This window comes from Kitasatospora sp. CB01950, from assembly GCF_001905465.1.
Taxonomy (GTDB): domain Bacteria; phylum Actinomycetota; class Actinomycetes; order Streptomycetales; family Streptomycetaceae; genus Kitasatospora.
On the sequence record NZ_LISX01000003.1, the window covers coordinates 700,023 to 725,418 of the forward strand.

The following is a 25,396-nucleotide window of genomic DNA, read 5'->3' on the forward strand; positions in this document are numbered from 1 at the left end:
TGCCGGGGCGCACTCGGGGTGGCGGAGGTGGAGGGCGGATGACCGACGCGCGACTCACGGTGGAGCGCCTGCGCAGTCTGGTGGCCGAAGGCGCCGTGGAGACGGTGGTGCTGGCCGTCACCGACATGCAGGGACGGCTGCAGGGCAAACGGCTGGCGGCGGAGTACTTCCTGAACGAGGTGCTGGACGGCGGGGCCGAGGGCTGCGGGTACCTGCTGGCGGTGGACGTCGAGATGAACACCGTGGACGGCTACGCCGTGTCCTCGTGGGAGACCGGCTATGGAGACCTGGTGTTCCGGCCCGACCTGACGACGCTGCGGATGGTGCCGTGGCATCCGGCCACCGCGATGGTGCAGTGCGATCTCGTCCACCGGGACGGCAGCCCGGTCGCGGTGTCGCCCCGCCAAGTGCTGCGTCGTCAGCTGGAGCGCCTGGCCGGCTACGGGTGGCAGGCGTACGTGGGGACCGAGTTGGAGTTCATGGTGTTCCGGGACAGCTACGAGCAGGCCTGGGAGAAGCACTACCAGGACCTCGCGCCCGTCAACCAATACAACGTGGACTACTCGATCCTCGGCACCGGTCGGATCGAGCCGCTACTGCGCAGGCTGCGCACCGGGATGGCGGGCGCAGGGCTGGTGGTGGAGTCCGCGAAGGGCGAGTGCAACCTCGGGCAGCACGAGATCGCCTTCCGCTACACGGACGCGCTCAGCTGCTGCGACGACCACGCCGTGTACAAGACGGGGGCGAAGGAGATCGCCGCCCAGGAGAGCGTCAGCCTCACCTTCATGGCCAAGTACGACCAGCGGGAGGGCAATTCCTGCCACATCCACCTGAGCCTGCGCGACCAGCAGGGCCGGCCCGTCTTCCCCAGGAGCGGTACGGAGGAGGCCGTGGGCGGGCACGGGCAGTCGGCCGGTTTCTCCCGGACGATGGAGCACTTCCTGGCGGGCCAGCTCGCCTGCCTCGGCGAGTTCGCGCTGCTGCTCGCGCCGACCGTCAACTCCTACAAGCGCTACGTGTCGGGCAGCTTCGCCCCGACCGCGATCGCCTGGGGCCGCGACAACCGGACGTGCGCGCTGCGGGTGGTCGGGCACGGCGGGTCGCTGCGCTTCGAGAACCGGGTGCCGGGCGGGGACGTCAACCCGTACCTGGCGGTGGCCGCGCTGATCGCCGCAGGGCTGCACGGCGTGGAACACCAGCTGCCGCTGGAACCGGAGTTCACCGGCAACGCCTACGCCTCCGACGCGCCGCGGGTGCCCGCCACGTTGCGCGAGGCGATCGAGTTGTTCGACCGCAGCGAGGCCGCCACCGTGGCATTCGGCAAGGACATGGTCCGGCACTACGCCCACGCGGGGCGCGTCGAACTCGCCGCCTACGACGCTGCCGTGACGGACTGGGAGCGCCGCCGCGGCTTCGAGCGGCTGTAGGGCGCGAACACCCGGCGCTGCCACCACGGCGCGGGCCCTGCCGACCCTGCCGCGCGGACACCACACCAGAGGAGAGCGTCGTGACCGACCAGCCCGATCCGTACCAGGTGGTCAACCCCGCCACCGAGGAGGTGATCGCCACCGTCGAGTTGGCCGGCCCGGAGGCGGCCGACGCCGCGATCGCCCGCGCCAAGGCCGCGTTCGAGAGCTGGCGGGCCGTCAGCCCGGGCGACCGGGCCCGGCTGCTGCGACGCTTCGCCGCCGAGGTGGACGCCGATCGCGAACAGCTGGCCGCGCTGGAGGTCGCCAACGCGGGCCACACCATCGGCAACGCCCGCTGGGAGGCCGGCAACGCGCGCGACGTCATCGAGTACTACGCGGGCGCGCCCGAGCGGCTGTTCGGCCGGCAGATCCCGGTCGCCGGCGGCCTCGACGTCACCTTCCACGAACCGCTCGGCGTGGTCGGAGTGATCGTCCCGTGGAACTTCCCGATGCCGATCGCCGCCTGGGCCCTCGCACCGGCCCTCGCCGCAGGCAACACGGTGATCCTCAAGCCTGCCGAGCTCACCCCGCTGACCGCGCTGCGCCTCGCCGAACTCGCCCTGCGTGCGGGCCTGCCGGAGGGCGTGCTGCAAGTCCTGCCCGGACGCGGGCCGGTGGTCGGGCAGCGCTTCGTCACGCACCCGGACGTCCGCAAGGTGGTGTTCACCGGTTCCACCGCCGTCGGCAGGTCCGTGATGGCCGGCTGCGCCGCCCAGGTCAAACCGGTGACGCTGGAGCTCGGCGGCAAGAGCGCCAACATCGTGTTCGCCGACGCCGACCTGGACAAGGCGGCCGCCACCGCCCCGTACGCGGTGTTCGACAACGCGGGGCAGGACTGCTGCGCCCGTTCCCGGATCCTGGTCGAGGCGAGCGTGTACGAGGCGTTCATGGCCAGGCTGGAGAGCGCGGTGCGATCCGTGCGGGTCGGCGACCCGGCCGACGAGAAGACCGAGATGGGCCCGCTGATCTCGGCCGCGCACCGGCAGCGGGTCGCCTCCTACGTGGACGGCGACACCGAGGTCGCGTTCCGCGGCAGCGCCCCGGAAGGGCCCGGGTTCTGGTACCCGCCGACGGTGCTCGCGCCGATCGAGCCCGAGCACCGGGCGTTCACCGAGGAGGTGTTCGGGCCGGTGGTCGCGGTGGTGCCGTTCCGCGGCGAGAGCGACGCGGTGCGGATCGCCAACACCACCGACTACGGCCTGTCCGGCTCGATCTGGACCCGCGACGTGGGCCGGGCGCTGCGCGTCGCCCGCGCCGTCGAGGCGGGCAACCTGTCCGTCAACTCGCACTCCTCGGTGCGGTACTGGACGCCTTTCGGCGGCTTCAAACAGTCCGGCCTGGGCCGCGAACTCGGCCCCGACGCCCTGCACGCCTTCACCGAGACCAAGAACGTCTTCATCGCGACGGAGGAATGAGCTTCATGACCAAGCGACTTGACGGCCGGGTGGCCGTCGTCACCGGCGCGGGCAGCGGCATCGGCCTGGCCACCGTGCGCCGGTTCGCCGCCGAAGGAGCGAAGGTGGTGTGCGCCGACATCGACGAGGAGACCGGCGCCAAGGCCGCCAACGAGGTCGGCGGCCTGTTCGTGCGCACCGACGTCAGCGACGAGGAACAGGTCCGGGTGCTGTTCGACACCGCCGTCGAGCACTACGGCAGCCTCGACGTGGCGTTCAACAACGCCGGCATCTCGCCGCCCGACGACGACTCGATCCTGGTCACCGGACTGGAGGCGTGGAAGCGCGTCCAGGACGTCAACCTGACCTCCGTCTACCTGTGCTGCAAGTACGCGATCGGGCACATGCGGCGCCAGGGCAAGGGCTCGATCATCAACACCGCGTCCTTCGTGGCGGTGATGGGCGCGGCCACCTCGCAGATCTCCTACAGCGCCTCCAAGGGCGGGGTGCTGTCGATGAGCCGCGAACTGGGGGTCGAGTTCGCCCGGGAGGGGATCCGGGTCAACGCCCTGTGCCCGGGCCCGGTCAACACCCCGCTGCTGCGCGAGCTGTTCGCCAAGGACCCGGAACGGGCCGCCCGCCGCCTGGTGCACATCCCGCTCGGCCGGTTCGCCGAGCCCGAGGAGATCGCCGCCGCCGTCGCCTTCCTGGCCAGCGACGACTCCTCCTTCATGACGGCCAACACCTTCCTGGTGGACGGCGGCATCTCCGGCGCCTACGTCACTCCGCTCTAGCCGTCGGGCGCAGCGCAACGGCCGGGCGGGTCGCGAGGACACCGCCCGGCCGTGAGGCCCTGCGCCGGTCAGCCCGGACGGGGCGTCGGGGGTGCGGTCACTCCGAGGAGAGCGCGTCCCCGCCGACCGCGATCGCGCTGCCGCCGTAGGCCAGCGCGTCGCCCTCGACGGCGTCGGCGTTGCCGCACAGTGCCTCGGCGTTGCCGTCGATCGCGATCGCGTCGCCGCCCTCGGCCCAGGCGTCGCCCTGGACGGCGTCGGCGTCGCCGCCCAGCGCACCCGCGTCGCCGTTGACGGCCGCGGCGCTGCCGCCCGCGGCCCAGGCGTCACCGTCGATCGCCACCGCGTCACCGTTCTGCGCCACCGCGTCGCCGCCGACGGCGATCGCCCCGTGCGGGTATTCGTCGGCGGAGGCAGTGCCCGCGGAGCCGAACAGGGCGAGCCCGGTGAGGAAGGCGGCGGTGGTGAGCTTGGCAATGCTGGAACGCATCTGTTCCTCCATGGTTGGTGCCGAACGCGACCGGTCGCGACCGATCCTGGAGGAGGCCCGACCTGCGGCGCGCGCCTTCGCCCGTGTCGTCACCCGCCCGGGGCAACGCCAGTGCCGTGACGGGTGAGTGGGGTACCGCCGGATGACGTACCGGATGGAGGTGCGGTGGATTCCTGTTCAGGAGAAGGGAGTTGAGGAGAAGCGGTATGACGATCGGATCAGCGGGCCGGGAGTTCCATCTCGAACCAGACCACCTTGCCGTCCCGGGTCGCCCGACTGCCCCAGCGGTGCGCCAACTCATTGATCAACTGCATACCCCGGCCGCCCTTGTCGTGCGGAGTCGACGGCCGCAGCCGCGGCTCCCGACTGTCCGCGTCCGACACCTCCACCGTCAACAGCGCGCCCCGGAACACCCGCAGTTGCAGCGGCGAACCGGCGTGCATCAGGGCGTTCGCCAGCAACTCCCCGGTCAGCAGCACCACCGGCTCCACCAGTGAGGTCAGGCCCCAGCCGGTCAGCGTCCGCCGGGTGAACTCCCGGGCGTGCCGCAGCAGCGCCGGATCGCCGGACAGCGGTAGCGTCGCCAACCGGTCCTCGCCGACCGGCCCGGCATGCGCCATGATCACCGCGACGTCGTCCTGCCCCATCGTCGCCCCGAACGCGTCCAGCACCACGTCGCAGCCGCGCTCCAATGTGCCCTGCCGGTGCGTGACCGTCTCCCGCAGCAACTCCAGGCCCTCGTCCAGGTCCTGGCCGCGCCGCTCCACCAGCCCGTCCGTGTACAGCACCAGCAGCCCGTCCTCGCGCAGCGGGAACCGGATCGACTCGAACGGCACCCCGCCCACGCCCAACGGCGCCCCCGGCGGCGGCTGGACGAGCCGAGCCTGCCCGTCGTGCTCGGACACCACCGGCGGCAGATGGCCCGCCGAGGCGAGGATGCACTCCTCGTCCACCGGGTCGAACACCGCGCACACGCAGGTCGCGAACTGGCCCTCGCCGAGCTGCGCCGTCGCGTCGTCCAGCCGGCGCAGCACCCGCGCCGGATCCAGGTCCAGCGTCACCAGCGTGCGCGCCACCGTCCGCAGTTGGCCCATGGTGGCGGCCGCCCGGATGCCGTGGCCCATCACGTCGCCGACGATCAGCGCCACCCGGCCGCCGGTCAACGGCACCACGTCGAACCAGTCGCCGCCGATCTCGTCGCCCACCGTCGACGGCAGATATCGGTGCGCGATCTCCAACCCCGGTGTGTGGTGCACGTCCTGGGGCAGCAGGCTGCGCTGCAGGGTCAGCGCGGTGTCCCGCTCGCGCCGGTACAGCCGGGCGTTGTCGATGCACACCGCCGCCCGCGCCGCCAGCTCCTCGCCGAGCGCCAGGTCCGCTGCCGTGAACGCCTCCGGATTGGCCATCCGCGCGAACTCCACACCACCCAGCACCTGTCCGCGCGCCAGCAGCGGCACCATCAGGTACGAGTGCAGGCCCGCGTCCAGGCTCGGCTGCACCCGCTCCGGATAGGTGACGATCCGGCGCAACGCGAACTCGTCCACGTGCGGCACCAGCACCGACCGCCCGGTGCGCATCGCCTGCGCGTACAGGTGCGCGGAGTGCGAGGACCCGCCGACCTCGTCCGCCGCACCTGCCAGCTTGGCGTCCTCGCCGTCGCCCGTGCGCTCGCCGATCGCGACCGCCCGCAGCAGCACCGACCCCGACTCGGGCACCGGCTCCGGATCCTCGTCCGCCATCACCGCCTCGCGGATGTCGACCGTGACGAAGTCCGCGAACCGGGGGATCACCACGTCCACCAACTCCTGCGCCGTCCGGTGCAGGTCCAGCGTGGTGCCGATCCGGGTGGACGCCTCGTTCAGCAGGGCCAGGCGCTGCTGCGCCGCCTCGGCCGTCTCCAACGCGCGCTGCCGCTGTTCGGCGGCGTCCCGTTCGCGGGTGTACAGCAGCGCGTTGTCGATCGACACCGCGGCCCGGCCCGACAACTCGGACGCCAGCGCTACGTCCGCCTCGTCGTACCGCGCCTCGGTGTGCGAACGCAGGAACGTCGCCGTGCCGATCGCCGAACCGCGGGCGATCAGCGGCACCACCATGAACGACCGCACCCCCTGCTCGTGGATCGCCGACGCCCGCACCGGGTCCCCGTCGAACCACTTCATCGCGGGGGAGTCGGCGTGCGGCACCAGCACCGGCCGGCCGTGCGCCAGCGACCACGCGTACGGGCTGCCCGGGCCGTAGTGCTGCACCGTGCCGACCGGGCCGATCGATTGCATCCCGCTGTCCGGAACGGTGTGGAACGCCAAGCGGCGCAGCACCGCGGACCGGTCGGAGCGGTCCGGCAGCGCGACCTCCGCGCCGCTCACCATCGACTCCAGTACCTCGACCACCACGGCGTCCGCCAGCTGCGGCGCCGCCGTCTCGGCCAGCTCGCGGGCGGTGGTGGCCAGGTCCAGGGTGGTCCCGATCCGGGCGGACGCGTCGTTCAGCAGCGCCAGCCGCTGCTGGGCGGCCTCGGCGGCGATCTCCGCCTCGAACCTGTCGGTGATGTCCACGACCGTCACGCAGACCCCGAGCACCTTGCCGTCCGGCCGGTCCAGCCGGAAGCACGCCACCGACCAGGCGTGCTCGCGCTCCGGGTCGGCCGGCGTCCAGCCGTGCGTGCGGGCGTCCAGCACCGACTCGCCGTCGGCCAGCACCTGCGCCATCATCGCCTCGACCTGCTGCCCGTCGATGCTCGGCAGCACCTCGGTCAGCCGCCGCTTGATGCTCTGCTGCCGCGACACCCCGTTGAACCCGGCCAGCGCGTCGTTCAACCGGACGAACCGCAGCTCGGTGTCGAACACCGCCATGCCGACGGGGGACTGGGTGAAGAAACCGTCCAGAATGGCCAGGTCGGAGGCGAGTCTGCGCACCGAGCTGACGTCGGACGCCACCGCCAGCACCATCGGGACGCCACCCGGGCCGACGATGGGAAAGGTCCGGAACTCCAGCCGCACCAGGTGCCCGTCCCGGTGCCGCACCGGGAAGATCCCCGAGAACGGGCGGCCGTCGAGGATCCGGGAGAACACCTCCAGCACCTCCGGACGCCGGTCCGTACCGACCAGCAGGTCCGCGGCCCGGGCTCCCACCGCCTGCTCGGCGGCGAAACCGAGCAGGGTCTCCGCATCCGGACTCCAGTGCAGGATCCGGCCGTCGGCGGCGACCAGGGCCGTCGCGACCGGAATGGCCAGCAGGCCGTCCGGCAGCTGCGCACCGCCCTCCGCGAACGGAGAAGTGGGGCGGATCCGGTGAATGCCCTGCTTGTCGGTGTCCATCTGGCCACCTGCCGTTCCGGGGGCGGGTACCGCCCTGCCATCGTCGCACGCCGGGCCGCCCGCGCCCAGACGGGTGATCGGCCGCTATCGTGGACCGGATGGACACCCGTCGGACCGACCACCGGGCGGCGCCCGATGGCGCGTAGGCCCCCCGCCCCCGTCAGCCCCCTGCCGCAGCGCGACGGCATCGACCCCGTCCACGTACGCCTGCCGATCGACGAGCCCTGGCCGACCGTCCGGGCCTACCTGGAGGAGCGCTACGGCACCGCCGCCGGGCCGGGACGGATCGCGGCGATGCTCGACGCCGGCGAGTTCGTCGGCACCGACGGGCCGATCGCCCCCGCCACGCCCTACCGGCCCGGCGGCCACGTCTGGTTCCACCGCGAACCCGGACCGCCCGAACCCGTGGTGCCGTTTCCCGTCGAGGTGCTGTACCGCGACGAGCGGATCGTCGTCGCCGACAAGCCGCACTACCTGGCCACCACGCCGCGCGGCAGCCACGCCACCGAGACCGCGCTCGCCCGGCTGCGCCGCGACCTCGACCTGCCCCGGCTCAGCCCCGCGCACCGCCTGGACCGGCTCACCGCCGGCGTGGTGCTGTTCGTCGCCGACCCCGCCTGCCGGGGCGCCTACCAGGGACTGTTCGAACGGCGGGAGACCGTCAAGACGTACGAGGCGATAGCCCGCCACGATCCGTCGGTGAGCCTGCCGACCACCGTGATCGACCGGCTGGTCAAGGACCACGGCCGACTGGACGCCTACCGGGTGCCGGGCGAGCCGAACGCCGAGAGCAGGGTCGAGCTGATCGAGACCTGCGAGGGCCTCGGCCGCTACCGGCTCGCCCCGCGCACCGGCCGCACCCACCAGCTCCGGGTGCACATGAACGGGCTCGGCCTGCCGATCCTCGGCGACCCCATCTACCCCGAACTGCTGCCCGAGCAGGACCCCGAGGACTACCGGCGTCCGCTCCAACTGCTCGCCCGCTGCCTGGAGTTCACCGACCCCGTGGACGGCACAGCACGGCGCTACGTCAGCGGACGGGTCCTGGCGGCATGGTCCGACCCGGCCGGCTGGCGCGGCTGACGGACCCTCGGAAGGGCGGCGGGCGCCGTCTTCTGCGCATTGTATTGACGGACAGTCTAATAACTTCTACCTTCGCGGGCAGTGGCACCGTTCCACTCCACCCCACCGCGAAGGAGCCGGCATGCCGCCCCAGCCCGCCGCCACACCCGGCGCCCCCGACCGCGAGCGCACGGCCCCCGATCGGGAACGCACCGCCGAACGTCTGCTCGCCTCCTCCGCGAAGCTCTCGTTCGACCCACTCAAGGACGTCGACTGGGACGCCGACCCCGTCCCGGGCGCCTACTACTGCCCGCCCCGGCACCTCTCCCTCTACGGCACCGGCCTGTGGGAGCGGATGACCGAGGACGAGCGCATCGAGCTCTCCAAGCACGAGGTCGCCTCGATCGCGAGCGTCGGCATCTGGTTCGAGGAGATCCTCATGCAGATGCTGCTGCGCCACGCCTTCGACCGGGACCCCACCAGCAACCACGTCCAGTACGCGCTCACCGAGATCGCCGACGAATGCCGGCACTCGATCATGTTCGCCCGCATGATCGCCAAGATGGGCGCTCCCTCCTACGGCGCCGGATTCGCCGCCCACAACCTCGGCCGGCTGTTCAAGGCGATCTCCACCCACAGCCAGACCTTCGGCGGCACCATGTACGTCGAAGAGATCCTGGACGCCTTCCAGCGCGAAGTGATGAACGACGACACCCTCCAGCCGCTCATCCGGCAGGTCTCCCGGATCCACGTCATCGAGGAGGCCCGGCACATCAGCTACGCCCGGGAGGAACTCGTCCGCAAGCGCCTCGGAATGGTGCAGCGGCGCTGGGAGCAGCTCTTCCTCGGCGTGGTCATCTACTTCGCCACCACCGCGCTGATCCACCCCCGGGTCTACGCCGCCGTCGGCATCGACCCGAAGGCCGGCAAGGCCGTCGCCCGGGCCAACCCGCACTGGCGCAGCACCAAGATCGAGATGGCGCGGAAGGTGATCGGCGTCCTGGACCGGGCCGGACTCGTCGGCGGCGCCAACCGCTGGCTGCTGCGCGCCGCCGGAGTGATCGCCTGAGCGACGGGGGCTGTCGGCGGCCCGGTTGTGACCGTTCGGTGCGGAAGCGGCCTTCCGGTGCGGAAGTGGCGAAGATACAGTGCGACGCACCGAACGATCCGGGGGGATCACCATGCGCCGCGCACCACTCGGCACCGCCGCTGTCGCCGTCCTGCTGCTCACCGCCGTCGCCGGGTGCGGCGGACCGACACCACCGGGCGGAGACGGGACGACGGCCACCGCCCCCGCCGGGGAATCCGCCGGGGGCACGTCGTCTGCGGTGCCCGGCAACGGCGGGGCGGAGGCCAGTGCCGGGGCGAGCGCGGCATCGAGTGCCGGGGCCGGTGTCATCACGGTCGCCTTCGCCGGCGACGTCCACTTCGAGGGCCGGACCGCCTCCCGGCTGACCGCCCCCACCGCCGAGACCGCGTTCGGGCCGATCGCCAAGACCCTGGCCGCCGCCGACCTCGCGGTGCTGAACCTGGAGACCGCGATCACCGGCCGGGGCAAGCCCGAACCCAAGACCTACACCTTCCGCACCGGCCCCAAGGCGCTCACCGCACTCAAGGACGCCGGAGTGGACGTGCTCTCCCAGGCCAACAACCACGCCGTCGACTTCGGCGCCGACGGCCTCGCCGACACCCTTGCCGCCAAGGCGAACTCTCCGATCCCGCTGATCGGCATCGGCAGGGACGCGGCCGAAGCCTTCGCACCGCACATCGCCACCGTGCACGGAACGAAGGTCGCCGTGCTGGCGGCGAGCCAGGTCGACGACCTCACCAACCAGAAGTGGCGGGCCGGCGAGCACAAGGCCGGCATCGCCTCCGCGTTCGACGAGAAGTCACTGCTGCACGCCGTCACCGAGGCCAAGGCGCAGGCACCCGTGGTACTGGTCTACCTGCACTGGGGCGAGGAAGGCGTGGCCTGCCCGACCGCCGCGCAGAAGGCGATCGCCAAGAAGCTCGCCGCCGCCGGAGCCACCGCAGTGGTCGGCACCCACGCCCACACCATGGTCGGCGCGGGCATGCTCGGGAACACCTATGTGGCGTACGGCTTCGGCAACTTCCTCTGGTACGGCACCTCGAACTACACCGCCTCCGACGAGACCGGCGTCACCACGCTCACCATCACCGCGGACGGGCGGGTCACCGGAGAAACGTTCACTCCCGCGCACATCGACGGTCGGGGCGTGCCCGTTCCACAGACCGGCAGCGCGGCGCAGGCTGCGCAGAAGCGCCGCGACGGACTGCGCGGGTGCACCGGGCTGGCCGCCGTCCCGAACTGACGGCGGCCGGCCCGGGCGGGCGTCAGCCCAGGTTCAGCACCTGGCCCGGGCGGATCAGGTCCGGATTCTCGCCCACCACCTGCTGGTTGCCCTTGTAGAGCTCGGTCCAGCCGCCGCCCAGCTCGTGGCTGCGGGCGATGTTCGCGAGGGTGTCGCCCGGGCCGACGGTGTACGGCTGCGGGGACGGAGGCGTGGTGGCCGGGGCGCTCGATGCCGGCGGGGCATCGGTGGCCGCGGGCGGGGCCGTGGGCGCGGGCGTGCTCGGGTCCGGGGTGGTGGGTGCCGGGTCCGGGGCGGGCGAGTGGCCGTTGCCGTTGTTGCCCTGGCCCTGGTTGTTGCCGTTGCCGTTCTCGGCGCCGTTCCCGTTGCCGTGCTGGTCCTCGGGGGGCGTGGTCGGGCTGGGGGTGGCGCTCGGATCGGCCGGAATGCCCGGCGCGGGCGGGGTGGCCTGGGCGTCCGGGGTGGTGGTCGGGGACGGCGTGGCCGTGGGCGGCTGAGGATACGTCAGCTGCATGTAGCGCTCGTACAGGCTCTGGTGACTGGTCCAGAACCAGGCGCCGTTCTTCTGGTACCAGTACACGTGGTAGATCGGGTCGTAGCCGGGCAGGCCGGAGAACACCGGCGCGGCGTTCGGCGCGGCGACGGTGCCGTCCGCGGCGGAGTTGACGGCCGCTGCGCCGCGGGCACCGCGCAGCGCACCCGACTCGTCCGCGGAGTCGTTGTTGTCCACCACGCCGGGGGCGCTGGCCGTGCGCAGGTCCGCGGAGTCCACGCAGGAGGCCCACGGCTGCGGGCCCTCGGTGGCCAGGATGCGTTCGGCGACCGCGATCTGCTGGCTGCGGGTGGCCCCGCTGGGCAGCTCGGCGTACTGGGCGCCGCCGTAGTCGATCCAGCGCTGGGCGGTGATCTGGAGGCCGCCGTACAGGCCGTTGCCCGAGTCGGAGGTCCAGTTTCCGCCGCTCTCGCAGGCGGCGACCCGGTCCCAGACCGAGCTGGGTGCGGCATGTGCGCCCGTCGTGGCGAGCAACGGCAGGGCGAGGCCGACGCCGGCGACGCCTGCTGCGACGAGCGCCCGCTCGGCGGCCTTCTCCGCCGGGCTCTGCCGACGGTGGCGCCCGGAACCCGTGAAGAGCATGTCCGGTCCTCTCCGCACGCCTGCGAGGTGAGCTGTCGGGTTCGGACCGGGAGGAGGCCCGGCCGCCGCGGGCCGGTCGGATCCGGTGCGGGCGGCTTCACCCCTAGCCGTGGGGACGGCGATGTACCTGGTTCCCCCGTCCCTGTCCAGGGTTGTGGTGGTCGACCCGGCAACACGGCGGACAGGGTTCGGCGTTGCCGCGCGCGGGACCCGGCGGTGCGGGCGGGACCGAGCCTATTCACTCGAACGGACCAATCACAAGCTCATCGCGCCCGGATCACGGGTGCGTCACGTGGGCTCGGGCGCCCGTCGGGCACGGAACATCCTTGTGGGAGCGGGGGAGTGCGGCGTCCGTGCGTGAGCGACCTGTTGACGGTCGTTCGGGGCGTCGGGCGCGGCCGGGCGCGCTTGGGGCGTTGGGCGAGGTCGGGCGATCGGACGGCCGGTCGGTCGGAAGGGTGGGTGCGAAAGTCTGGCCGATCGGTGGGATTGGGATGCGGGAAGGAGGGAAGGCGGGCGGCCGGTTTCGGGAGAATCGGGCTGGATGGCAGTCAACTCCGGTGATGGTGGCGGTAGTTGAGGTAAATCAGGGCATTGGCCGCGTTGTGGATAAATCACGCGACAGGCCGCTCCGGGGCTTCCTACCATCGCGGTGATCGCTGTTCCCCGACCTGTTGTGGAGGTGCCCGTGGCTGTGCTGATTCCCGAAGTGCTCCGGGTGGAGCGCCAGTTCGCCCGCCTGTTCATCGGCCAGTCGCTGTCGATCCTGGGTGATCGGGTGTCGTTCGTGGCGCTGCCGTTCGCGGTGCTGTCGATCGGCGGCTCGGCCGTCGATGTCGGGCTGGTGACCGCGGCGGGCCTGCTGCCGGTGCTGGTCTTCACGCTGATCGGCGGGGTGTGGGCAGACCGGATACCGAGACAGTGGATCATGCTGGTCTCCGACCTGGTGCGGTGCGCTGTCCAGGCCGCCGTCGCGGTGCTGCTGCTCACCGGGACGGCCCGGGTCGGGGTGCTGGCATTGCTGATGGTCGTGTTCGGAGTGGCGGACGCCTTCTTCCTGCCGGCCTCCACCGGGCTGCTTCCGCTGCTGGTGCCGAGTGAACGGCTGGGCGAGGCCAACGCGTTGCGCGGGTTCGTGCACTCGGTGGGCCTGGTGGTCGGTCCGGCATTGGCCGGCGCGCTGGTCGCCCTGGTCGGGCCGGGCGGAGCCCTGCTGGTGGATGCCGTGAGTTTCGCGGCCAGCGCCGCCGTGCTGGCGAGGCTCGGCGCGGTGGGCGGCCCGGCCGTCGCGGAGCGGGCCGAGCGGCTCGGGTTCCTGGCTGAACTCCGGGTCGGCTGGCGGCAGGTGCGGGAACGGACCTGGGTGTGGTCGGGGATGCTCGCCATGGCGGTCTACCACGTGGTGGTGCTGCCCTCCGTCTTCGTGCTCGGCCCGGTCCTGGCGGATCGCGAATGGGGCGGGGCCGGCGCCTGGGCCGTGGTGGTCGCGGCCTTCGGCCTCGGCTCGATCGTCGGCGACGTCTGCGCCTACCGCCTGAAACCGGCCCGGCCGATGGCTGTGGCTGCCGTCGCGATGGCGATCGCCTCCTGCCAGGCGCTGATCATCGGCTCCGGTGCCCCGGTCGCAGTGATCGCCCTGCTGGAGGCCTGTACGGGAGTCGGTGTCTCGCTGTTCTTCGTGCTCTGGGAGACCGCGCTCCAGGTGCACATACCCGAGCAGGTGCTGTCCCGGGTCAGTTCTTACGACCACCTGATCGCGGTGGCGCTGATGCCACTCGGCCTGGTGCTCGCGGGCCCGCTCTCGGACGGGATCGGCGTCCACCGGACGCTGTTCGGCATGACCGCGCTGGCCGTTCCTGCCGCCTTCCTCCTGCTCGCCCTGCCGGCTGTCCGGAGGCTGCCTGCGCAGCCACTGGCGGATACGAGCTCCACTCATCCATGAAAGATTGGAATATCATCGCGATGATGCTCCGCCGCTCGACCGACGCCCGTGGAGCTCCGTTCCTCCACGCACCACGATCCACGCACCATCCGGGAGCCACCCATGTCCATCCAGGCCAAGCGCCCGCTGCCGCCCCCGGCAGCCGCGCCCAGCGCCGCTCCGCGCACCGCCCCGGCCGGCGGGGCCGCGACCCGACCGATCCGGCTCGGACTGCGCGCCAACCTCGCCCAGTTCGGTCTGCTGGTGGCGGTCAACGCCCTGGTCGGCGGCATGCTCGGCCAGGAGCGGACGGTCCTGCCGCTGCTCGCCGACCAGGTCTTCCACCTGTCCGCCTACACGGGGGCGTTGACGTACATCCTGGCGTTCGGCGCGACCAAGGCGGTCACCAACTTCTTCGCCGGCACCCTCTCCGACCGGTACGGGCGCAGGCCGGTGCTGATCGCAGGCTGGCTGGTGGCCCTGCCGATACCGGCGATGCTGGCCTGGGGGCCGACCTGGGGGTGGATCGTCGCGGCGAACATGCTGCTCGGCGTCAACCAGGGCCTCACCTGGTCCACCACCGTGATCATGAAGATCGATCTGGTGGGCCCGGCCCGGCGCGGCCTCGCGATGGGCCTCAACGAGGCGGCGGGCTACCTCGCGGTGGCCGTCACCGCCACCGCCACCGGCGCCATCGCGGCGCAGTGGGGTCTGCGCCCGCAGCCCTTCCTGCTCGGCGCGGCCTACGTCGCGCTCGGCCTGGGGCTGACAGTCGCCGCCGTCCGGGAGACCCGCGAACACGCCCGGGCCGAGGCCGCCGCACACGCGGCGTCCAGTGGCACGCCGTCGGAGGGAACGGCCACTGCCGGTGCAGCGGTGCGTGCAGTCGACGCGACGCCCGATAGCGCGGCCGCGGCGGCGTCCGAGAGCACCGGTACGGCTCCCGCGCACGGCGGACCGGACGACCCGGCGAGGTTCAGTACGGCCCGAATAGCCCGGATCACCAGCCTCGGCGACCGGGCGCTGTCCGCCGCCAGCTGGGCCGGCATGGTCAACAACCTCAACGATGCCCTCGCCTGGGGCATCTTCCCGCTGCTGTACGCCGCGCACGGACTGGAGCTCGGCCGGATCGGCATCCTGGCCGCGCTCTACCCGGCGGTCTGGGGCGCGGGGCAGATGCTCACCGGCTGGTGGTCGGACCGCATCGGACGCAAGCACCTGATCACCGCGGGCATGCTGCTGCAGGCCGCCGCCCTCGGCCTGGTCGCGGTCGGAACCAGCTTCCCGGTGTGGGCCGCCGCCCAGGCCCTGCTGGGTGCGGGCACCGCGCTGGTCTACCCGACGCTGCTGGCGGTCGTCGGAGACGTCGCCCACCCTGCCTGGCGGGCACGCGCCGTCGGCATCTACCGACTCTGGCGCGACGGCGGCTTCGCGGTCGGCGCACTGCTGGCGGGCATCCTCGCCGACGCGTACGGCGTGACCACCGCGATCTGGGCGGTCGCCGCACTGACCGCCGCGGCGGGCGTCACCGTGGCGGTGCGGATGTACGAGACCCACCCGCGCAACTGATCAACAGAAAGGTCTGAAGGACGATCGGGACGATGCCCAGCACCAGCGCCAGGACCGGCAGCACGACGAGCCAGGTGATGACCAGGCGGAGCGGCATACCGATGTCGTGGTGGGGCAGTCTTCCCGTGCGCCGGAGCTTGGTGGAGCGACGGGCGCTCAGTGTCAACAGCACGAGGCCGGGAGTGAAGGAGAACAGCCACAGGCCGAACAGGAACTTGGCGGCGTCCCCGACCCTCGTGGTCCGTTCCGGACGCGACACACCGGCCGGCCGGCTTGCAGCTCACCTCCACCACGGTGCCGGGGGAGTAGCGGAGAGGGCTCTTCGGCAGTCGCCGGCGCCCCTCCGCCAGGTCGGCATCGGGGCACCGGTCGGCCGCTACCGGCGCTCCGGGGAGTGGAACTCGGCACGCAGGGAGGCGAGTTCGGAGGTCCGGGCACCGTGGGCGCGCAGGTGGTCGTCCAGGGTGCCGTGGTGGGAGCGGACGGAGATCAGGGCGCGTCGCAGGAGGACGGCCGTGACCGGGCGGGTGGCGTGGCCGGGGGCGTCGGGGCCGGGCGTGGTGAGGCCCAGCGCGGTGTTGGAGTGGAGGAAGTCGGCGAGGATCTCCGGCTCGGCGGCTCCCAGCAGCGACTGCACCAGGGCGACCACCAGGCCGGTGCGGTCCTTGCCGGACGCGCAGTGGACGAGGACGGCCCGGCGTTCGGCGGTGAGCAGGGCGCGGACCGCCGCGACGGCGGGGCGTCCGGCGTGTTCGGCCATCAGCGGGTACAGCTCGGCCTGCTCCTCGGGCCAGCGCTGCTCGGGGAAGACCGGGACGTGCAGGTGACGGATGCCGCTGTCGCCGAGTGCATCCGGGCGGGCGGCGGTCTCCGGAGCGCTGCGCACGTCGATGACGGTGCGCACGCCGAGGTCCCACAGCTTCTGCGCGCCGTCGGGCGTCAGTCCGTCCAGGGCGCCGGAGCGGTACAGCACTCCGTGGGGGAGGGCCCCGAGACCGCCCGCGTCCCGGAAGTTGCGCACCCCGGGGACGGTGAGGCCGGCCACGTCCGCCGCCGTAGATTCGTCTGCGATCATGGCGGCCATCCTAGGCAGCCCGGGCTCGCCGACGGCCGGGCGGGCCGGGCAGCCCGGGGCGCGGCAGGGGAGGCCGCGGCCCGGGCCGCCGGGCGAGTGGCGGTCAGGCGAGGGTGATGCCGGGGTAGAGCGGGTACTCGGCGAGCAGGTCGACGGCGCGCTTGGCGACCGCGTCGCGGACGGCCGTGTCGAGCACGTACTGCGCCTTGGACGTGCCGGCGGCGGAGGTCGAGGACAGCACGGTGTGGATCAGGTCGGCGACCTCGTCCAGCTCCGCCGTGCCCAGGCCGCGGGTGGTGAGGGCGGGGGTGCCGAGTCGGACGCCCGAGGTGTACCAGGCGCCGTTCCGGTCCTGCGGCACGGAGTTGCGGTTGGTGACGATCCCCGAGTCCAGCAGCGCCGCCTCGGCCTGCCGGCCGGTCAGACCGTAGGAGGAGACGTCCGCCAGCACCAGGTGGTTCTCGGTGCCGCCGGTCACCAGTCGGGCGCCTCGCTTCAACAGGCCCTCGGCCAGCGCGTGCGCGTTGTCCACCACCTGCTGGGCGTACACCCGGAACTCGGGACGGCGGGCCTCCGCGAACGCGACGGCCTTCGCGGCCATCACGTGCGACAGCGGGCCGCCGAGCACCAGCGGGCAGCCCCGGTCGACGTGCTCGGCCAGCTCGGAGGTGCACAGCACCATGCCGCCGCGCGGGCCGCGCAGGGACTTGTGCGTGGTGGTGGTGACGATCTGCGCGTGCGCGACCGGGTCGAAGTCGCCGGTCAGTACCTTGCCCGCGACCAGCCCGGCGAAGTGCGCCATGTCGACCATCAGGGTCGCGCCGACCTCGTCCGCGATCTCCCGCATCTTGCGGAAGTTCACCAGCCGCGGGTACGCCGAGTACCCGGCGACCAGGATCAGCGGCTTGAAGTCGAGGGCGATCCGCCGGACCTCGTTGTAGTCGACCAGCCCGGTCACGGGGTCCGTCCCGTAGCTGCGCTGGTCGAACATCTTGCCGGAGATGTTCGGGCGGAAGCCGTGCGTCAGGTGCCCGCCGGTGTCCAGCGACATGCCGAGCATCCGCTGGTTGCCCAGCTCGTGGCGGAGCTCCGCCCAGTCCTGCTCGCTCAGGTCGTTGACGTTGCGCACGCCCGCCCGGTGCAGCGCCGGGCTCTCCACCCGCTGCGAGAGCACCGCCCAGAACGCCGTCAGGTTGGCGTCGATCCCGGAGTGCGGCTGCACGTACGCGTGCTCGGCGCCGAACAGCTCCCGGGCGTGCTCGGCGGCCAGCAGCTCCACCGTGTCGACGTTCCGGCAGCCCGCGTAGAAACGGCGGCCGGGGGTGCCCTCCGCGTACTTGTCGCTCAGCCAGTTGCCCATCGCCAGCAGCACGGCGGGCGAGGCGTAGTTCTCACTGGCGATCAGCTTCAGCGAGGCACGCTGGTCCTCGATCTCCGCGCCGATCGCCGCGGCGACCCGCGGTTCGACGGCGCGCACCACGTCCAGGGCGCTGCGGAAGGCGGTGTCGGCGGCAGGGCTGCCGAAGGTGTGCGGAAGCAGGGACTCGGCCAAGGCGGTCTCCTCGTACGGAACGGCGACGATTCGGACGGCCCAGGCGCTCGGCTACAGCACAACGGAACCCGCGGGTTCCGTGCGGAGCCGCTCCCCGATGGTGAGTTCCATCCCAGCGCGCCAGTCACGGCTCACCGCGATGGTACCAACCCGCCGCGACCGGTCCGTCCGAGCCCGCATCGTCCGAGCTCGTATCGTCCGAGGCGGCGAGGACGTCCCGCCGTTGCACTTCGTCGAGGGCCACAAGGGCGCCGACTTCGACCTGCTGGACCCGGCGCGCGCCGAGCAGGAGTACCGGCAGCTGCTGGAGGAACAGCGCCTCGCCGACCTCGCGGTGGCCGGTGCCTCGCTGGACGCCACGCTGGTCGTGTGCGACGAGGAGCAGTCGCTGCGGATGACGTTCCTGCACGTCATCGCCGAGTACGCCCGGCACAACGGTCACGCGGACCTGCTGCGCGAGCACATCGACGGGGTCACGGGCTCCTGAGCGAGGCCGAAGTGCCGTGCGGGGCAAGGGGAATGGAGGGGCCCCGGCGGACGTACCGTCAGATGACCGGATAGCATACTGAGTATGGGACCTCTCGAACCGAATGTGCCCGAGCTGATCCTCGGTCTGATTGTCTTCTTCCTGCTGTTCGCGGTGCTCGGCAAGGTCATACTGCCGCGCATCGAGCGGACTCTTGCCGAACGCCACGACAAGACCGACGGCGGTCTGGTCCGCGCGGAGGCCGCCCGGGCCGAGGCGGAACGGATACGCGACGAATTCCAGGCCGAGCTGAGCGCAGCCCGGCACGAGGCCGCCGCGATCCGGCAGACCGCCGCCGAGGAGGGCGCGGCCCTGATCGCCGCCCTGCGCGCCGAGGGTCTCCAGCAGCGTGAGCAGTTGGTGGCCGAGGTACACGTGCAGCTGGCCGCCGACAAGGTGCTGGCCGAGGCCGAACTGCGCGAGGACGTCATCAAGGTGGCGACCGAGCTGGCCTCCCGGGTGGTCGGCGAGCCGCTGACCGACCTGCCCTCCACCCGTGCCATCGCGGAGGAGTACCGCAACCGCGCCACCGTCTGACGCACTGCCGCACCGGCAGTCGAAGGACGCCAACGGGCCGCCCGCCCCCGGAAGTTCCGGGAGCGGGCGGCCCGTTCGGCGTCACCGGGGACGCGCACGAGCGCCGGCGCTCACGCGCACGGGCCGTCGTCCGCCCACACGCCCCACTGGCCGCTGGCGGACGGATTCTCGTTCAGGGTCCACCACTTGGCGTGGTAGTTGTGGCCGCTGTAGCTGACCTTGTCGCCGGCCACGTAGGTGGTGGTCGCCAGCCAGGCCGGGTTGCAGGTGCCGCCGGTCGACGGGCTGGAGCTGCCGGTCGGCGAGGGCGAGGACGGGGTGGTGGGCGGGGTCGCGCCGGCGAACCGCACCGTGAACTTGGTGAAGTCCCAGTCGTTCTGCGCCACGCTGGAGCACGACCCGGACAGGCCGGGGTCCACCGTGCCGGGGCACTGCCGGTCCCGGTTGACCGACCAGTAGGTGTAGCGGGCGAGCTTGTGCGCGGTCGCGAAGTCGAGGACGGTCTGGAAGTCGGCCTGCCGGAAGTACTCGGCGGCGTCGGTGCGGCCGTTCATCATCGACACGCCCTCGTGGGCGTACGCGGTGGCCTCGTTCCAGCCGAAGGTGCTCTGCAGGATCTGGTTGAACTTCACCAGCGCGTCGGTCTGCGCCGCGGCCCCGGCGAAGCCGCCGTCGAACGGCATGATCGAGTAATTGTCGGGGGTGAATCCCTGCGACTTCGCCTCGAGGAGCATCTGGGTGCCGAACCAGCCGGTGCCGGCGTTGGTGCCCGCGGTGGTGATGGAGATGTAGATGCCCGGGTTGTTCTGCTGGAGGATCCGCGCCGCGCCGATCTCGTTGTGGATCGCGGCGGTGTTCTCGTACTCCGGCTCCTCCAGGTCGAAGTCGATCGCCTTGAGGCCGTACTTGGTGACCACCTTCTGGTAGGCGGCGGCGGTCGCCTCGGGAGTGCCGCAGGTCTGGCCGAGCTTGGTGCCGCCGTATCCGCCCACCGACACCGACACGTCGCCGCCCTTGGCGCGGACGGTCTGGATCACCGCCGGCATGGTGGTGTCGGAGTCGATCGAGGAGGTTCCGCCCCAGGCCGGGCTGCAACTGCTGCCCTGGGCCAGGATAAAGGCCAACTGGAAGGCCTTCTGGCCGGTGGCGTCCATCACCGCGGCGGCGTCCGGCGGGCTGTTGTCCTCCGGCATCAGGTACGGCGCGGAGGCGTACCAGTTGGAGCCGATCCCGGCGGTGGTCGCGGCGTTCGCCGGTCCGGACGCGGTGACGGCGGCCACCGCGCCGGCCAGCAGGCCGAACACGGACAGCGCGACGGCGAGGGCGCGGCGCGGCCGGCGGCGGTGCGCCGGGACGTCGACGGCAGGGGGGTGTGGGGGAAGTGCGCGTTCCATCGAGAACCTCTCCAGGAGGCGGCGAGGACGGCGGGCCCGGGGCGCGAAGTGGGGGCGCGCAGCCGGGTCAACGGTCGGGTACCAAGCCGAGGTTGACGTGACTGCCCATTGGTATAGACCTGCGCCGGAGTGTCGTCAACCCTTGCCGACGCACCACGCGACGCACCACGACGCACTGTGACGCCCGGCGGCCGACAGCCGGGTCCCGGGCGCCCGTTCCCGGCGCCCGTTCCCGGCGCCCGGAGCGCGGCGTCCGGACGGCTCCGACGGCCCGTCAGCCGCGTGCCTCGGAGGCCCCGCCGCCGTGCCAGGCCTGCCCGTCGGACGCCGGGGCAGGGCGGCCCGGAGGCGTCGCGGGGGCGGGCGCGCCCGCCGGGAGGAAGGACTCCAGGCCGCGCAGGAACACCTCGATCTTGAACGCGTACCGCTGGTCGCCGTCGCCCGTCACCATGGTGTCCGCCATGCGCTGCAGGGTCGGGAAGCGGTCGGCCGGCAGATCGTGCAGGTAGCCGCGCAACTGGTCGAAGTAGGCACCGATGTCGGTGCCCCGGGCCATCCGCTCGTGGTACACCGAGGCCTCGTACGCGTCGGTGTCGATCAACTGGCCCAGCCCGTCCAGCGCCCAGGCCGCCACCTGCGGCGGCATGCCCACCTGGAGCAGCAGGTCGAGCAGGAACTCGGTGATCCGCAACTGGCTCTCGCCCACCGGGATGCTGCCCAGCGACACCAGCGACACGTCCCGATGGGCCGTCAGCACCCGCTGCGCCTCGAAGCAGATCTCGGTGATCTGCTCCTTCCAGCGTGCGGGCTCCGGCCGGAGCGGCAGCCGGATCTCCGACACCACCCGCTCCAGCATCAGGTCGAACAACTCCTCCTTGTTGGAGACGTGCGCGTACAGCGAGGCGGGGCCGGTGCCGAGCTCGTGCGCGACCCGCCGCATCGTCACCCCGGACAGGCCCTCGGCGTCCAGCACCCGGATCGCCGTCTCGACGATCAGCGAGCGGCTGAGCGGCTGGCGCGGGTCGGCCTTGCGTGGCTTGTGCCACGGGATCGCGGGCATCTGCGCGGGCATCGGGCCACCTGCTTTCGCTGAACGTTCCACTGTCGATCATCGTACTCCGGACGAACGCCGTTCGAGCAGTGGGCGAAGCGTCCGTTTCCGGGGCGGGTCGCAGGAGGCGCGTGCGGCCCGTCGAGGCAGGTTGGGTGGCCGTGCGCGGTCCGGGGAGCCCCTCGGGGAAGGGTCAGGGACGGACTCGGGGAGAAGTCAGGGTAAAACCGTTTGACGGGAACGGCGCTCGACTCGTAGAACAGTGTTCGTTCGAAGAAACACCGTTCACTGCGCGGCCCCCGTCCACCGCGCCCTGGCATTCAGCAGGAGTATGCAAATGACCGACGCGGTCGGACTCTCCCCTTCGGCGCCGCCCTCCGCGGGCGCGGCCGGACCCTACCGTTGGCGCTGGGTCGCGCTGTTCGTCATCCTCGCCGCCGAGGTGATGGACCTGCTCGACTCGCTGGTGACGAATATCGCCGGGCCCTCGATCCGGCAGGACATCGGCGGCGGCGAGTCCACGATCCAGTGGCTCGGCGCGGCCTACACGCTGGCGATGGCCATCGGCCTGATCACCGGCGGCCGGCTCGGCGACATCTTCGGCCGCCGCCGGATGTTCATGATCGGCGCGGCCGGATTCACCCTCGGCTCGCTCGCCTGCGGCCTGGCCCAGGAGCCCTGGCAGCTGATCGCCGCCCGGGTCGCCCAGGGCCTGCTCGGCGCGGTGATGCTCCCGCAGGGCCTCGGCATCATGAAGGAGATCTTCTCGCCGAAGGAGCAGGGCGCGGCCTTCGGCATGTTCGGCCCGGTGATGGGCCTGTCCACGGTCGGCGGCCCGATCCTGGCCGGCTGGCTGATCGACGCGGACTTCGCCGGCACCGGCTGGCGGATGATCTTCCTGATCAACATCCCGCTGGGCCTGTTCGCCTTCATAGGTGGACGGATCTTCCTCCCGGCCCGGGCGGACGGCCGGACGGTCCGGCTCGACCTGGTCGGCGCGCTGCTGGCGGCCGTCGGCGCAGCCGCCGTCATCTACCCGCTGGTCCAGGGCCGTGAGAACGACTGGCCGCTGTGGGCGTTCGCGCTGCTGGCGATCGGCGTGGCGGTGTTCGGTGTGTTCGGCTGGTACGAGGCGCGGCGCAAGGCCGCCGGGGCTGACCCGCTGGTCGAGCCGAGCCTGTTCGCCAAGCGCGGTTTCAGCGGCGGCATGGTGCTGGGCCTGATCTTCTTCACCGCCATGACGGGCTTCTGGCTGACGTTCAGCCTCTACACCCAGCTGGGTCTGCACTTCACTGCGCTGAAGTCCGGCCTGGCCGGGGTGCCCGCCTCGGTCGGCATGGTGATCGCGTTCGTCGCCTCGCAGGCACTGCAGCGCTTCGGGCGCAAGGTGATGCACGCGGGTCTGCTGGTGATGGTGGCCGGTGTGCTCGGTCTGATGTACACGCTGCACAGCCAGGGCGAGGCCGTCACCCCGTGGCAGACAGTGCCCGCGCTGGCGGTCGCCGGTCTGGGCATGGGCCTGGTGATGGCACCGTTCTTCGGCATGGTGCTGGCCTCGGTGGACGCACACGAGACCGGTTCGGCCTCGGGCACGCTGACGGCCGTTCAGCAGCTGGGCGGCGCACTCGGCAGCGCCATCCTCGGCACGGTGTTCTTCGAGCGGCTGAAGACCGCCGACTTCGCCAGCGCCGAGCAGATCACCCTCTGGACCGAGGTCGGCATGCTGGTCGCGGTCTTCGCCGCGATATTCCTGCTCCCCAAGCACGCCCGCCCCGAGGACGGCGAGGGCGCGCCCGAGGGGAGCGACGAGGAGAGCGCGGCCGTGCCCGGCCCGCGCAAGGACGGGGAGCGCCAGTCGGTGTGACGCACGGTCGACGACCGACCGGCCGGCCGCTCCGGGCATCAGCTGCCGGGGCGGCCGACCGGTCGGGTCGGTCGCGGGTGACGGCCGTCGGCCGTCACCCGTCGGCCGTCGGCCGTCACCCGTCGGTCATCGGTACTCAGCCGTTGTAGGCGGCGAAGAGCTTCGAGAACTGGTAGGGGGTCTGCGGAATGTTGGTGCACTTGGGCAGCGAGCCGGTGCAGGCGTTGGCGTCCCGGGTCATCTCCCAGAAGGCCAGCTCGCCGAGGTGGTTCTGCTGGGCGAAGGCGATCAGCTGCTGGGCGTCGGAGATACCGAACACCTCGGAGCTGGTGTCGTTCTGGCCGAGCATCGGGGTGACACCGACCATGGCGTACGCCTGAGCATCCGTCAGGTTGGTCCACACGGAGCGGATCTGCGCCTGGGTGGACTGGGCGGACTGGATCGCGTAGGCGCCCATCTTGCCGGCCGGGCTCGGGGCGGCCCAGTCGCCGAAGTCCATCGCCATGACGTTCACCAGGTCGACGACCAGGCCGGCGTTCTTGGCGGACTGCAGGATGTAGACGCCGTCGGCGGTGAGGCCGCTGGGCAGCACCGGGAGGGTCAGGCTGACCTTCAGGTCACGGCCCTTGGCGCGCTGCGCGGCCTGCACCTGGGCGAGGGCGGCGGAGCGGCGGTCCACGGAGGCGTGGTCGGTGACGGCGGTGCCCTCGATGTCGAAGTCGACCCGGTCCAGCGCGTAGACGTCCACCACCTTCTGGTACTGGGCGGCGAGCGAGGCCACGGTGGTGCAGGACTGTGCCAGTTCGGTGCCGTTGGCACCGCCGAACGACGGGCGGACGTCGCCGCCGGCGGCCCGGACGGCGTCCATGTCGTCCTTGTCCCAGCCGGTGGCGGGGTCGTACGCGCCGAACCAGCTGGCGGTGCACGGCTGGCTTCCGTTGATGATGAAGGCCAGCGAGAACTCCTTGATCCCGCTGGCGGCGGCGAGTGCGGGCAGGTTGGGCGTCGGGTAGGCGCCGAGGTCCACGTAGGGGGCTGCGGTGCCGGGGGTGGTGCCGGTGCCGGCGGTGGCGGTCACGGCGGCGGAGGCGGCGGACTCGTTGCCGGCGGCGTCGAAGGCGCTGACGGTGAAGGTGTGGCTGCTGCCCTGGAGCAGGCCGCGGACGGTCGCGCTGGTGCCGGTGACGGTGGCGACGACGGCGCTGCCCTCGCGCAGGTGGTAGCCGGCCACGCCGACGTTGTCGGTGGAGGCGCTCCAGCCGAGGGTGACGCTGCCCGGCCCGCTGCCGGTGCTGTGCAGGTTGGCGGGGACGGACGGCGCGGTGCTGTCGGCGGGCGCGCCGGCACACGGCTGGTTGTTGATGGTGCAGTTGGCGGGCGCGGTCTGGGTGGCGCCGGTGGTGACGCCGAAGCCGATGGCGGGGGCTCCGGCCCCGGGGGCGAGCGGCGCGGCCCAGGTCGGCGAGGTCACCGTGTAGTGGGTGCCGGAGGAGGTGGTGGTGGAGGTGAGGGTGCCGTTCCACAGGCTGGAGACGGTCTCGCCGGTCGGCAGGTCGAAGGCGAGCGACCAGTTGTTGACCGTCGCGTTGGTGTGGTTGGTGACGGTGTAGGTGGCCTGGAAACCGTTCGACCAGCTCTGGGTCACGGCGTAGTCGGCGACCAGTCCGGAGACTCCGGCGGCGTTGGCCGTGCCTGCCGTGGTGGCGGCCAGCGGCGCGACGAGCAGGGCCGCGGTGGCGGCGAGAGACAGGGTGACGCGCCTCATGGGCGGGTTCTCCTCGACGGTGTGGGGGGAGTGGGGCGGTGCGCTGGTGCTGGGGGCGCACTCAAGATGGTCCAGACCAATTGGGGCCGTCAAGGTGGGAACCTGCGGTTTTGCAGAGAGTTGACGGTTCATCAAGGTGCGGGAGGAGCAT

At 72.1% G+C, this 25,396-nt stretch carries 19 protein-coding genes and 2 riboswitches; of the genes, 11 read left to right on the forward strand and 8 right to left on the reverse strand.

Annotated elements, in window-relative coordinates; genetic code table 11:
* Positions 1-38: 38 nt before the first annotated feature.
* The 3 genes from AMK19_RS11620 to AMK19_RS11630 all read left to right on the forward strand — a co-directional run bounded on the left by AMK19_RS11620 (position 39) and on the right by AMK19_RS11630 (position 3,657).
* A complete protein-coding gene (locus AMK19_RS11620; RefSeq protein WP_073810694.1) occupies positions 39-1,427 on the forward strand; it encodes a glutamine synthetase family protein in 1,389 nt (462 codons plus the stop codon).
* 80 nt (positions 1,428-1,507) lie between these two features.
* Positions 1,508-2,884: an aldehyde dehydrogenase family protein gene (locus AMK19_RS11625; protein WP_073810696.1), complete on the forward strand. Its 1,377-nt coding sequence runs from the start codon at positions 1,508-1,510 to the stop codon at positions 2,882-2,884.
* A complete protein-coding gene (locus AMK19_RS11630; RefSeq protein WP_143200156.1) occupies positions 2,881-3,657 on the forward strand; it encodes a 3-oxoacyl-ACP reductase in 777 nt (258 codons plus the stop codon). Before AMK19_RS11625 ends, AMK19_RS11630 begins: the two co-directional genes overlap by 4 nt.
* A gap of 97 nt (positions 3,658-3,754) precedes the next feature.
* On the opposite strand, the gene AMK19_RS11635 is transcribed toward AMK19_RS11630, so the two are convergent.
* Together AMK19_RS11635 and AMK19_RS11640 are read right to left on the reverse strand one after the other, a co-directional pair.
* Complete coding sequence (locus tag AMK19_RS11635) at positions 3,755-4,147, reverse strand: hypothetical protein (RefSeq protein WP_143200157.1); 393 nt, start codon at positions 4,145-4,147, stop codon at positions 3,755-3,757.
* A 218-nt stretch (positions 4,148-4,365) separates the two neighbouring features.
* On the reverse strand, positions 4,366-7,461 hold the full coding sequence (locus AMK19_RS11640) for a SpoIIE family protein phosphatase (protein WP_073810700.1): 3,096 nt from the start codon (positions 7,459-7,461) through the stop codon (positions 4,366-4,368).
* Between the two features lie 135 nt (positions 7,462-7,596).
* On the opposite strand from AMK19_RS11640, the gene AMK19_RS11645 reads away from it, so the two are divergent.
* The 3 genes from AMK19_RS11645 (at position 7,597) to AMK19_RS11655 (ending at position 10,856) form a co-directional block, all read left to right on the forward strand.
* Entirely contained in the window at positions 7,597-8,544 is a 948-nt protein-coding gene (locus AMK19_RS11645; protein WP_073810703.1) for a pseudouridine synthase, read from the forward strand.
* Positions 8,545-8,665: 121 nt separating this feature from the next.
* Positions 8,666-9,592, forward strand: a complete 927-nt coding sequence (locus AMK19_RS11650; RefSeq protein ID WP_073810705.1) for an AurF N-oxygenase family protein — start codon at positions 8,666-8,668, stop codon at positions 9,590-9,592.
* Between the two features lie 112 nt (positions 9,593-9,704).
* Entirely contained in the window at positions 9,705-10,856 is a 1,152-nt protein-coding gene (locus AMK19_RS11655; RefSeq protein WP_073810707.1) for a CapA family protein, read from the forward strand.
* Between the two features lie 22 nt (positions 10,857-10,878).
* On the opposite strand, the gene AMK19_RS11660 is transcribed toward AMK19_RS11655, so the two are convergent.
* Positions 10,879-11,991 carry a LysM peptidoglycan-binding domain-containing protein gene (locus AMK19_RS11660; RefSeq protein WP_073810709.1) on the reverse strand — a complete coding sequence of 371 codons (1,113 nt, stop codon included), beginning with the start codon at positions 11,989-11,991 and terminating at the stop codon, positions 10,879-10,881.
* 3 nt (positions 11,992-11,994) lie between these two features.
* A riboswitch (cyclic di-AMP (ydaO/yuaA leader) is annotated at positions 11,995-12,161 on the reverse strand.
* A gap of 518 nt (positions 12,162-12,679) precedes the next feature.
* Here AMK19_RS11660 and AMK19_RS11665 point away from each other — a divergent pair.
* Positions 12,680-13,933: an MFS transporter gene (locus AMK19_RS11665; RefSeq protein WP_073810711.1), complete on the forward strand. Its 1,254-nt coding sequence runs from the start codon at positions 12,680-12,682 to the stop codon at positions 13,931-13,933.
* Between the two features lie 102 nt (positions 13,934-14,035).
* Positions 14,036-15,481, forward strand: a complete 1,446-nt coding sequence (locus tag AMK19_RS11670) for an MFS transporter (protein ID WP_083646672.1) — start codon at positions 14,036-14,038, stop codon at positions 15,479-15,481.
* A gap of 376 nt (positions 15,482-15,857) precedes the next feature.
* On the opposite strand, the gene AMK19_RS11675 is transcribed toward AMK19_RS11670, so the two are convergent.
* Together AMK19_RS11675 and AMK19_RS11680 are read right to left on the reverse strand one after the other, a co-directional pair.
* Positions 15,858-16,556, reverse strand: a complete 699-nt coding sequence (locus AMK19_RS11675; protein WP_073810713.1) for a tyrosine-protein phosphatase — start codon at positions 16,554-16,556, stop codon at positions 15,858-15,860.
* A 103-nt stretch (positions 16,557-16,659) separates the two neighbouring features.
* On the reverse strand, positions 16,660-18,108 hold the full coding sequence (locus AMK19_RS11680; protein WP_073810715.1) for a glycine hydroxymethyltransferase: 1,449 nt from the start codon (positions 18,106-18,108) through the stop codon (positions 16,660-16,662).
* Between the two features lie 30 nt (positions 18,109-18,138).
* A riboswitch (ZMP/ZTP riboswitch) is annotated at positions 18,139-18,246 on the reverse strand.
* A gap of 1 nt (position 18,247) precedes the next feature.
* Here AMK19_RS11680 and AMK19_RS11685 point away from each other — a divergent pair.
* Together AMK19_RS11685 and AMK19_RS11690 are read left to right on the forward strand one after the other, a co-directional pair.
* Positions 18,248-18,595, forward strand: a complete 348-nt coding sequence (locus AMK19_RS11685) for a mycothiol transferase (protein WP_274536968.1) — start codon at positions 18,248-18,250, stop codon at positions 18,593-18,595.
* Between the two features lie 84 nt (positions 18,596-18,679).
* A complete protein-coding gene (locus AMK19_RS11690; RefSeq protein ID WP_073810716.1) occupies positions 18,680-19,171 on the forward strand; it encodes a F0F1 ATP synthase subunit B family protein in 492 nt (163 codons plus the stop codon).
* A gap of 110 nt (positions 19,172-19,281) precedes the next feature.
* Here AMK19_RS11690 and AMK19_RS11695 read toward each other — a convergent pair whose 3' ends face one another.
* A complete protein-coding gene (locus tag AMK19_RS11695) occupies positions 19,282-20,565 on the reverse strand; it encodes a carbohydrate-binding protein (protein ID WP_083646674.1) in 1,284 nt (427 codons plus the stop codon).
* 274 nt (positions 20,566-20,839) lie between these two features.
* Positions 20,840-21,637, reverse strand: a complete 798-nt coding sequence (locus AMK19_RS11700) for a TetR/AcrR family transcriptional regulator C-terminal domain-containing protein (RefSeq protein ID WP_241844347.1) — start codon at positions 21,635-21,637, stop codon at positions 20,840-20,842.
* 316 nt (positions 21,638-21,953) lie between these two features.
* On the opposite strand from AMK19_RS11700, the gene AMK19_RS11705 reads away from it, so the two are divergent.
* Positions 21,954-23,480, forward strand: coding sequence for an MFS transporter (locus tag AMK19_RS11705; protein WP_073810718.1), 1,527 nt, complete (start codon positions 21,954-21,956; stop codon positions 23,478-23,480).
* A 136-nt stretch (positions 23,481-23,616) separates the two neighbouring features.
* Here the strand turns inward: AMK19_RS11705 and AMK19_RS38045 are convergent, their stop codons facing one another.
* On the reverse strand, positions 23,617-25,245 hold the full coding sequence (locus tag AMK19_RS38045; RefSeq protein ID WP_073810720.1) for a cellulose binding domain-containing protein: 1,629 nt from the start codon (positions 25,243-25,245) through the stop codon (positions 23,617-23,619).
* Between the last annotated feature and the right edge of the window lie 151 nt (positions 25,246-25,396).

Excerpts from the sequence above, each read along its gene's own strand:
- AMK19_RS11620 (WP_073810694.1), top strand. The coding sequence starts at position 39 with ATGACCGACGCGCGACTCACGGTGGAGCGCCTGCGCAGTCTGGTGGCC.
- AMK19_RS11630 (WP_143200156.1), top strand. The coding sequence starts at position 2,881 with ATGAGCTTCATGACCAAGCGACTTGACGGCCGGGTGGCCGTCGTCACC.
- AMK19_RS11635 (WP_143200157.1), bottom strand. The coding sequence starts at position 4,147 with ATGCGTTCCAGCATTGCCAAGCTCACCACCGCCGCCTTCCTCACCGGG.
- AMK19_RS11640 (WP_073810700.1), bottom strand. The coding sequence starts at position 7,461 with ATGGACACCGACAAGCAGGGCATTCACCGGATCCGCCCCACTTCTCCG.
- AMK19_RS11645 (WP_073810703.1), top strand. The coding sequence starts at position 7,597 with ATGGCGCGTAGGCCCCCCGCCCCCGTCAGCCCCCTGCCGCAGCGCGAC.
- AMK19_RS11650 (WP_073810705.1), top strand. The coding sequence starts at position 8,666 with ATGCCGCCCCAGCCCGCCGCCACACCCGGCGCCCCCGACCGCGAGCGC.
- AMK19_RS11655 (WP_073810707.1), top strand. The coding sequence starts at position 9,705 with ATGCGCCGCGCACCACTCGGCACCGCCGCTGTCGCCGTCCTGCTGCTC.
- AMK19_RS11660 (WP_073810709.1), bottom strand. The coding sequence starts at position 11,991 with ATGCTCTTCACGGGTTCCGGGCGCCACCGTCGGCAGAGCCCGGCGGAG.
- AMK19_RS11670 (WP_083646672.1), top strand. The coding sequence starts at position 14,036 with ATGTCCATCCAGGCCAAGCGCCCGCTGCCGCCCCCGGCAGCCGCGCCC.
- AMK19_RS11675 (WP_073810713.1), bottom strand. The coding sequence starts at position 16,556 with ATGATCGCAGACGAATCTACGGCGGCGGACGTGGCCGGCCTCACCGTC.
- AMK19_RS11685 (WP_274536968.1), top strand. The coding sequence starts at position 18,248 with ATGGTACCAACCCGCCGCGACCGGTCCGTCCGAGCCCGCATCGTCCGA.
- AMK19_RS11690 (WP_073810716.1), top strand. The coding sequence starts at position 18,680 with ATGGGACCTCTCGAACCGAATGTGCCCGAGCTGATCCTCGGTCTGATT.
- AMK19_RS11695 (WP_083646674.1), bottom strand. The coding sequence starts at position 20,565 with ATGGAACGCGCACTTCCCCCACACCCCCCTGCCGTCGACGTCCCGGCG.
- AMK19_RS11700 (WP_241844347.1), bottom strand. The coding sequence starts at position 21,637 with ATGCCCGCGCAGATGCCCGCGATCCCGTGGCACAAGCCACGCAAGGCC.
- AMK19_RS11705 (WP_073810718.1), top strand. The coding sequence starts at position 21,954 with ATGACCGACGCGGTCGGACTCTCCCCTTCGGCGCCGCCCTCCGCGGGC.
- AMK19_RS38045 (WP_073810720.1), bottom strand. The coding sequence starts at position 25,245 with ATGAGGCGCGTCACCCTGTCTCTCGCCGCCACCGCGGCCCTGCTCGTC.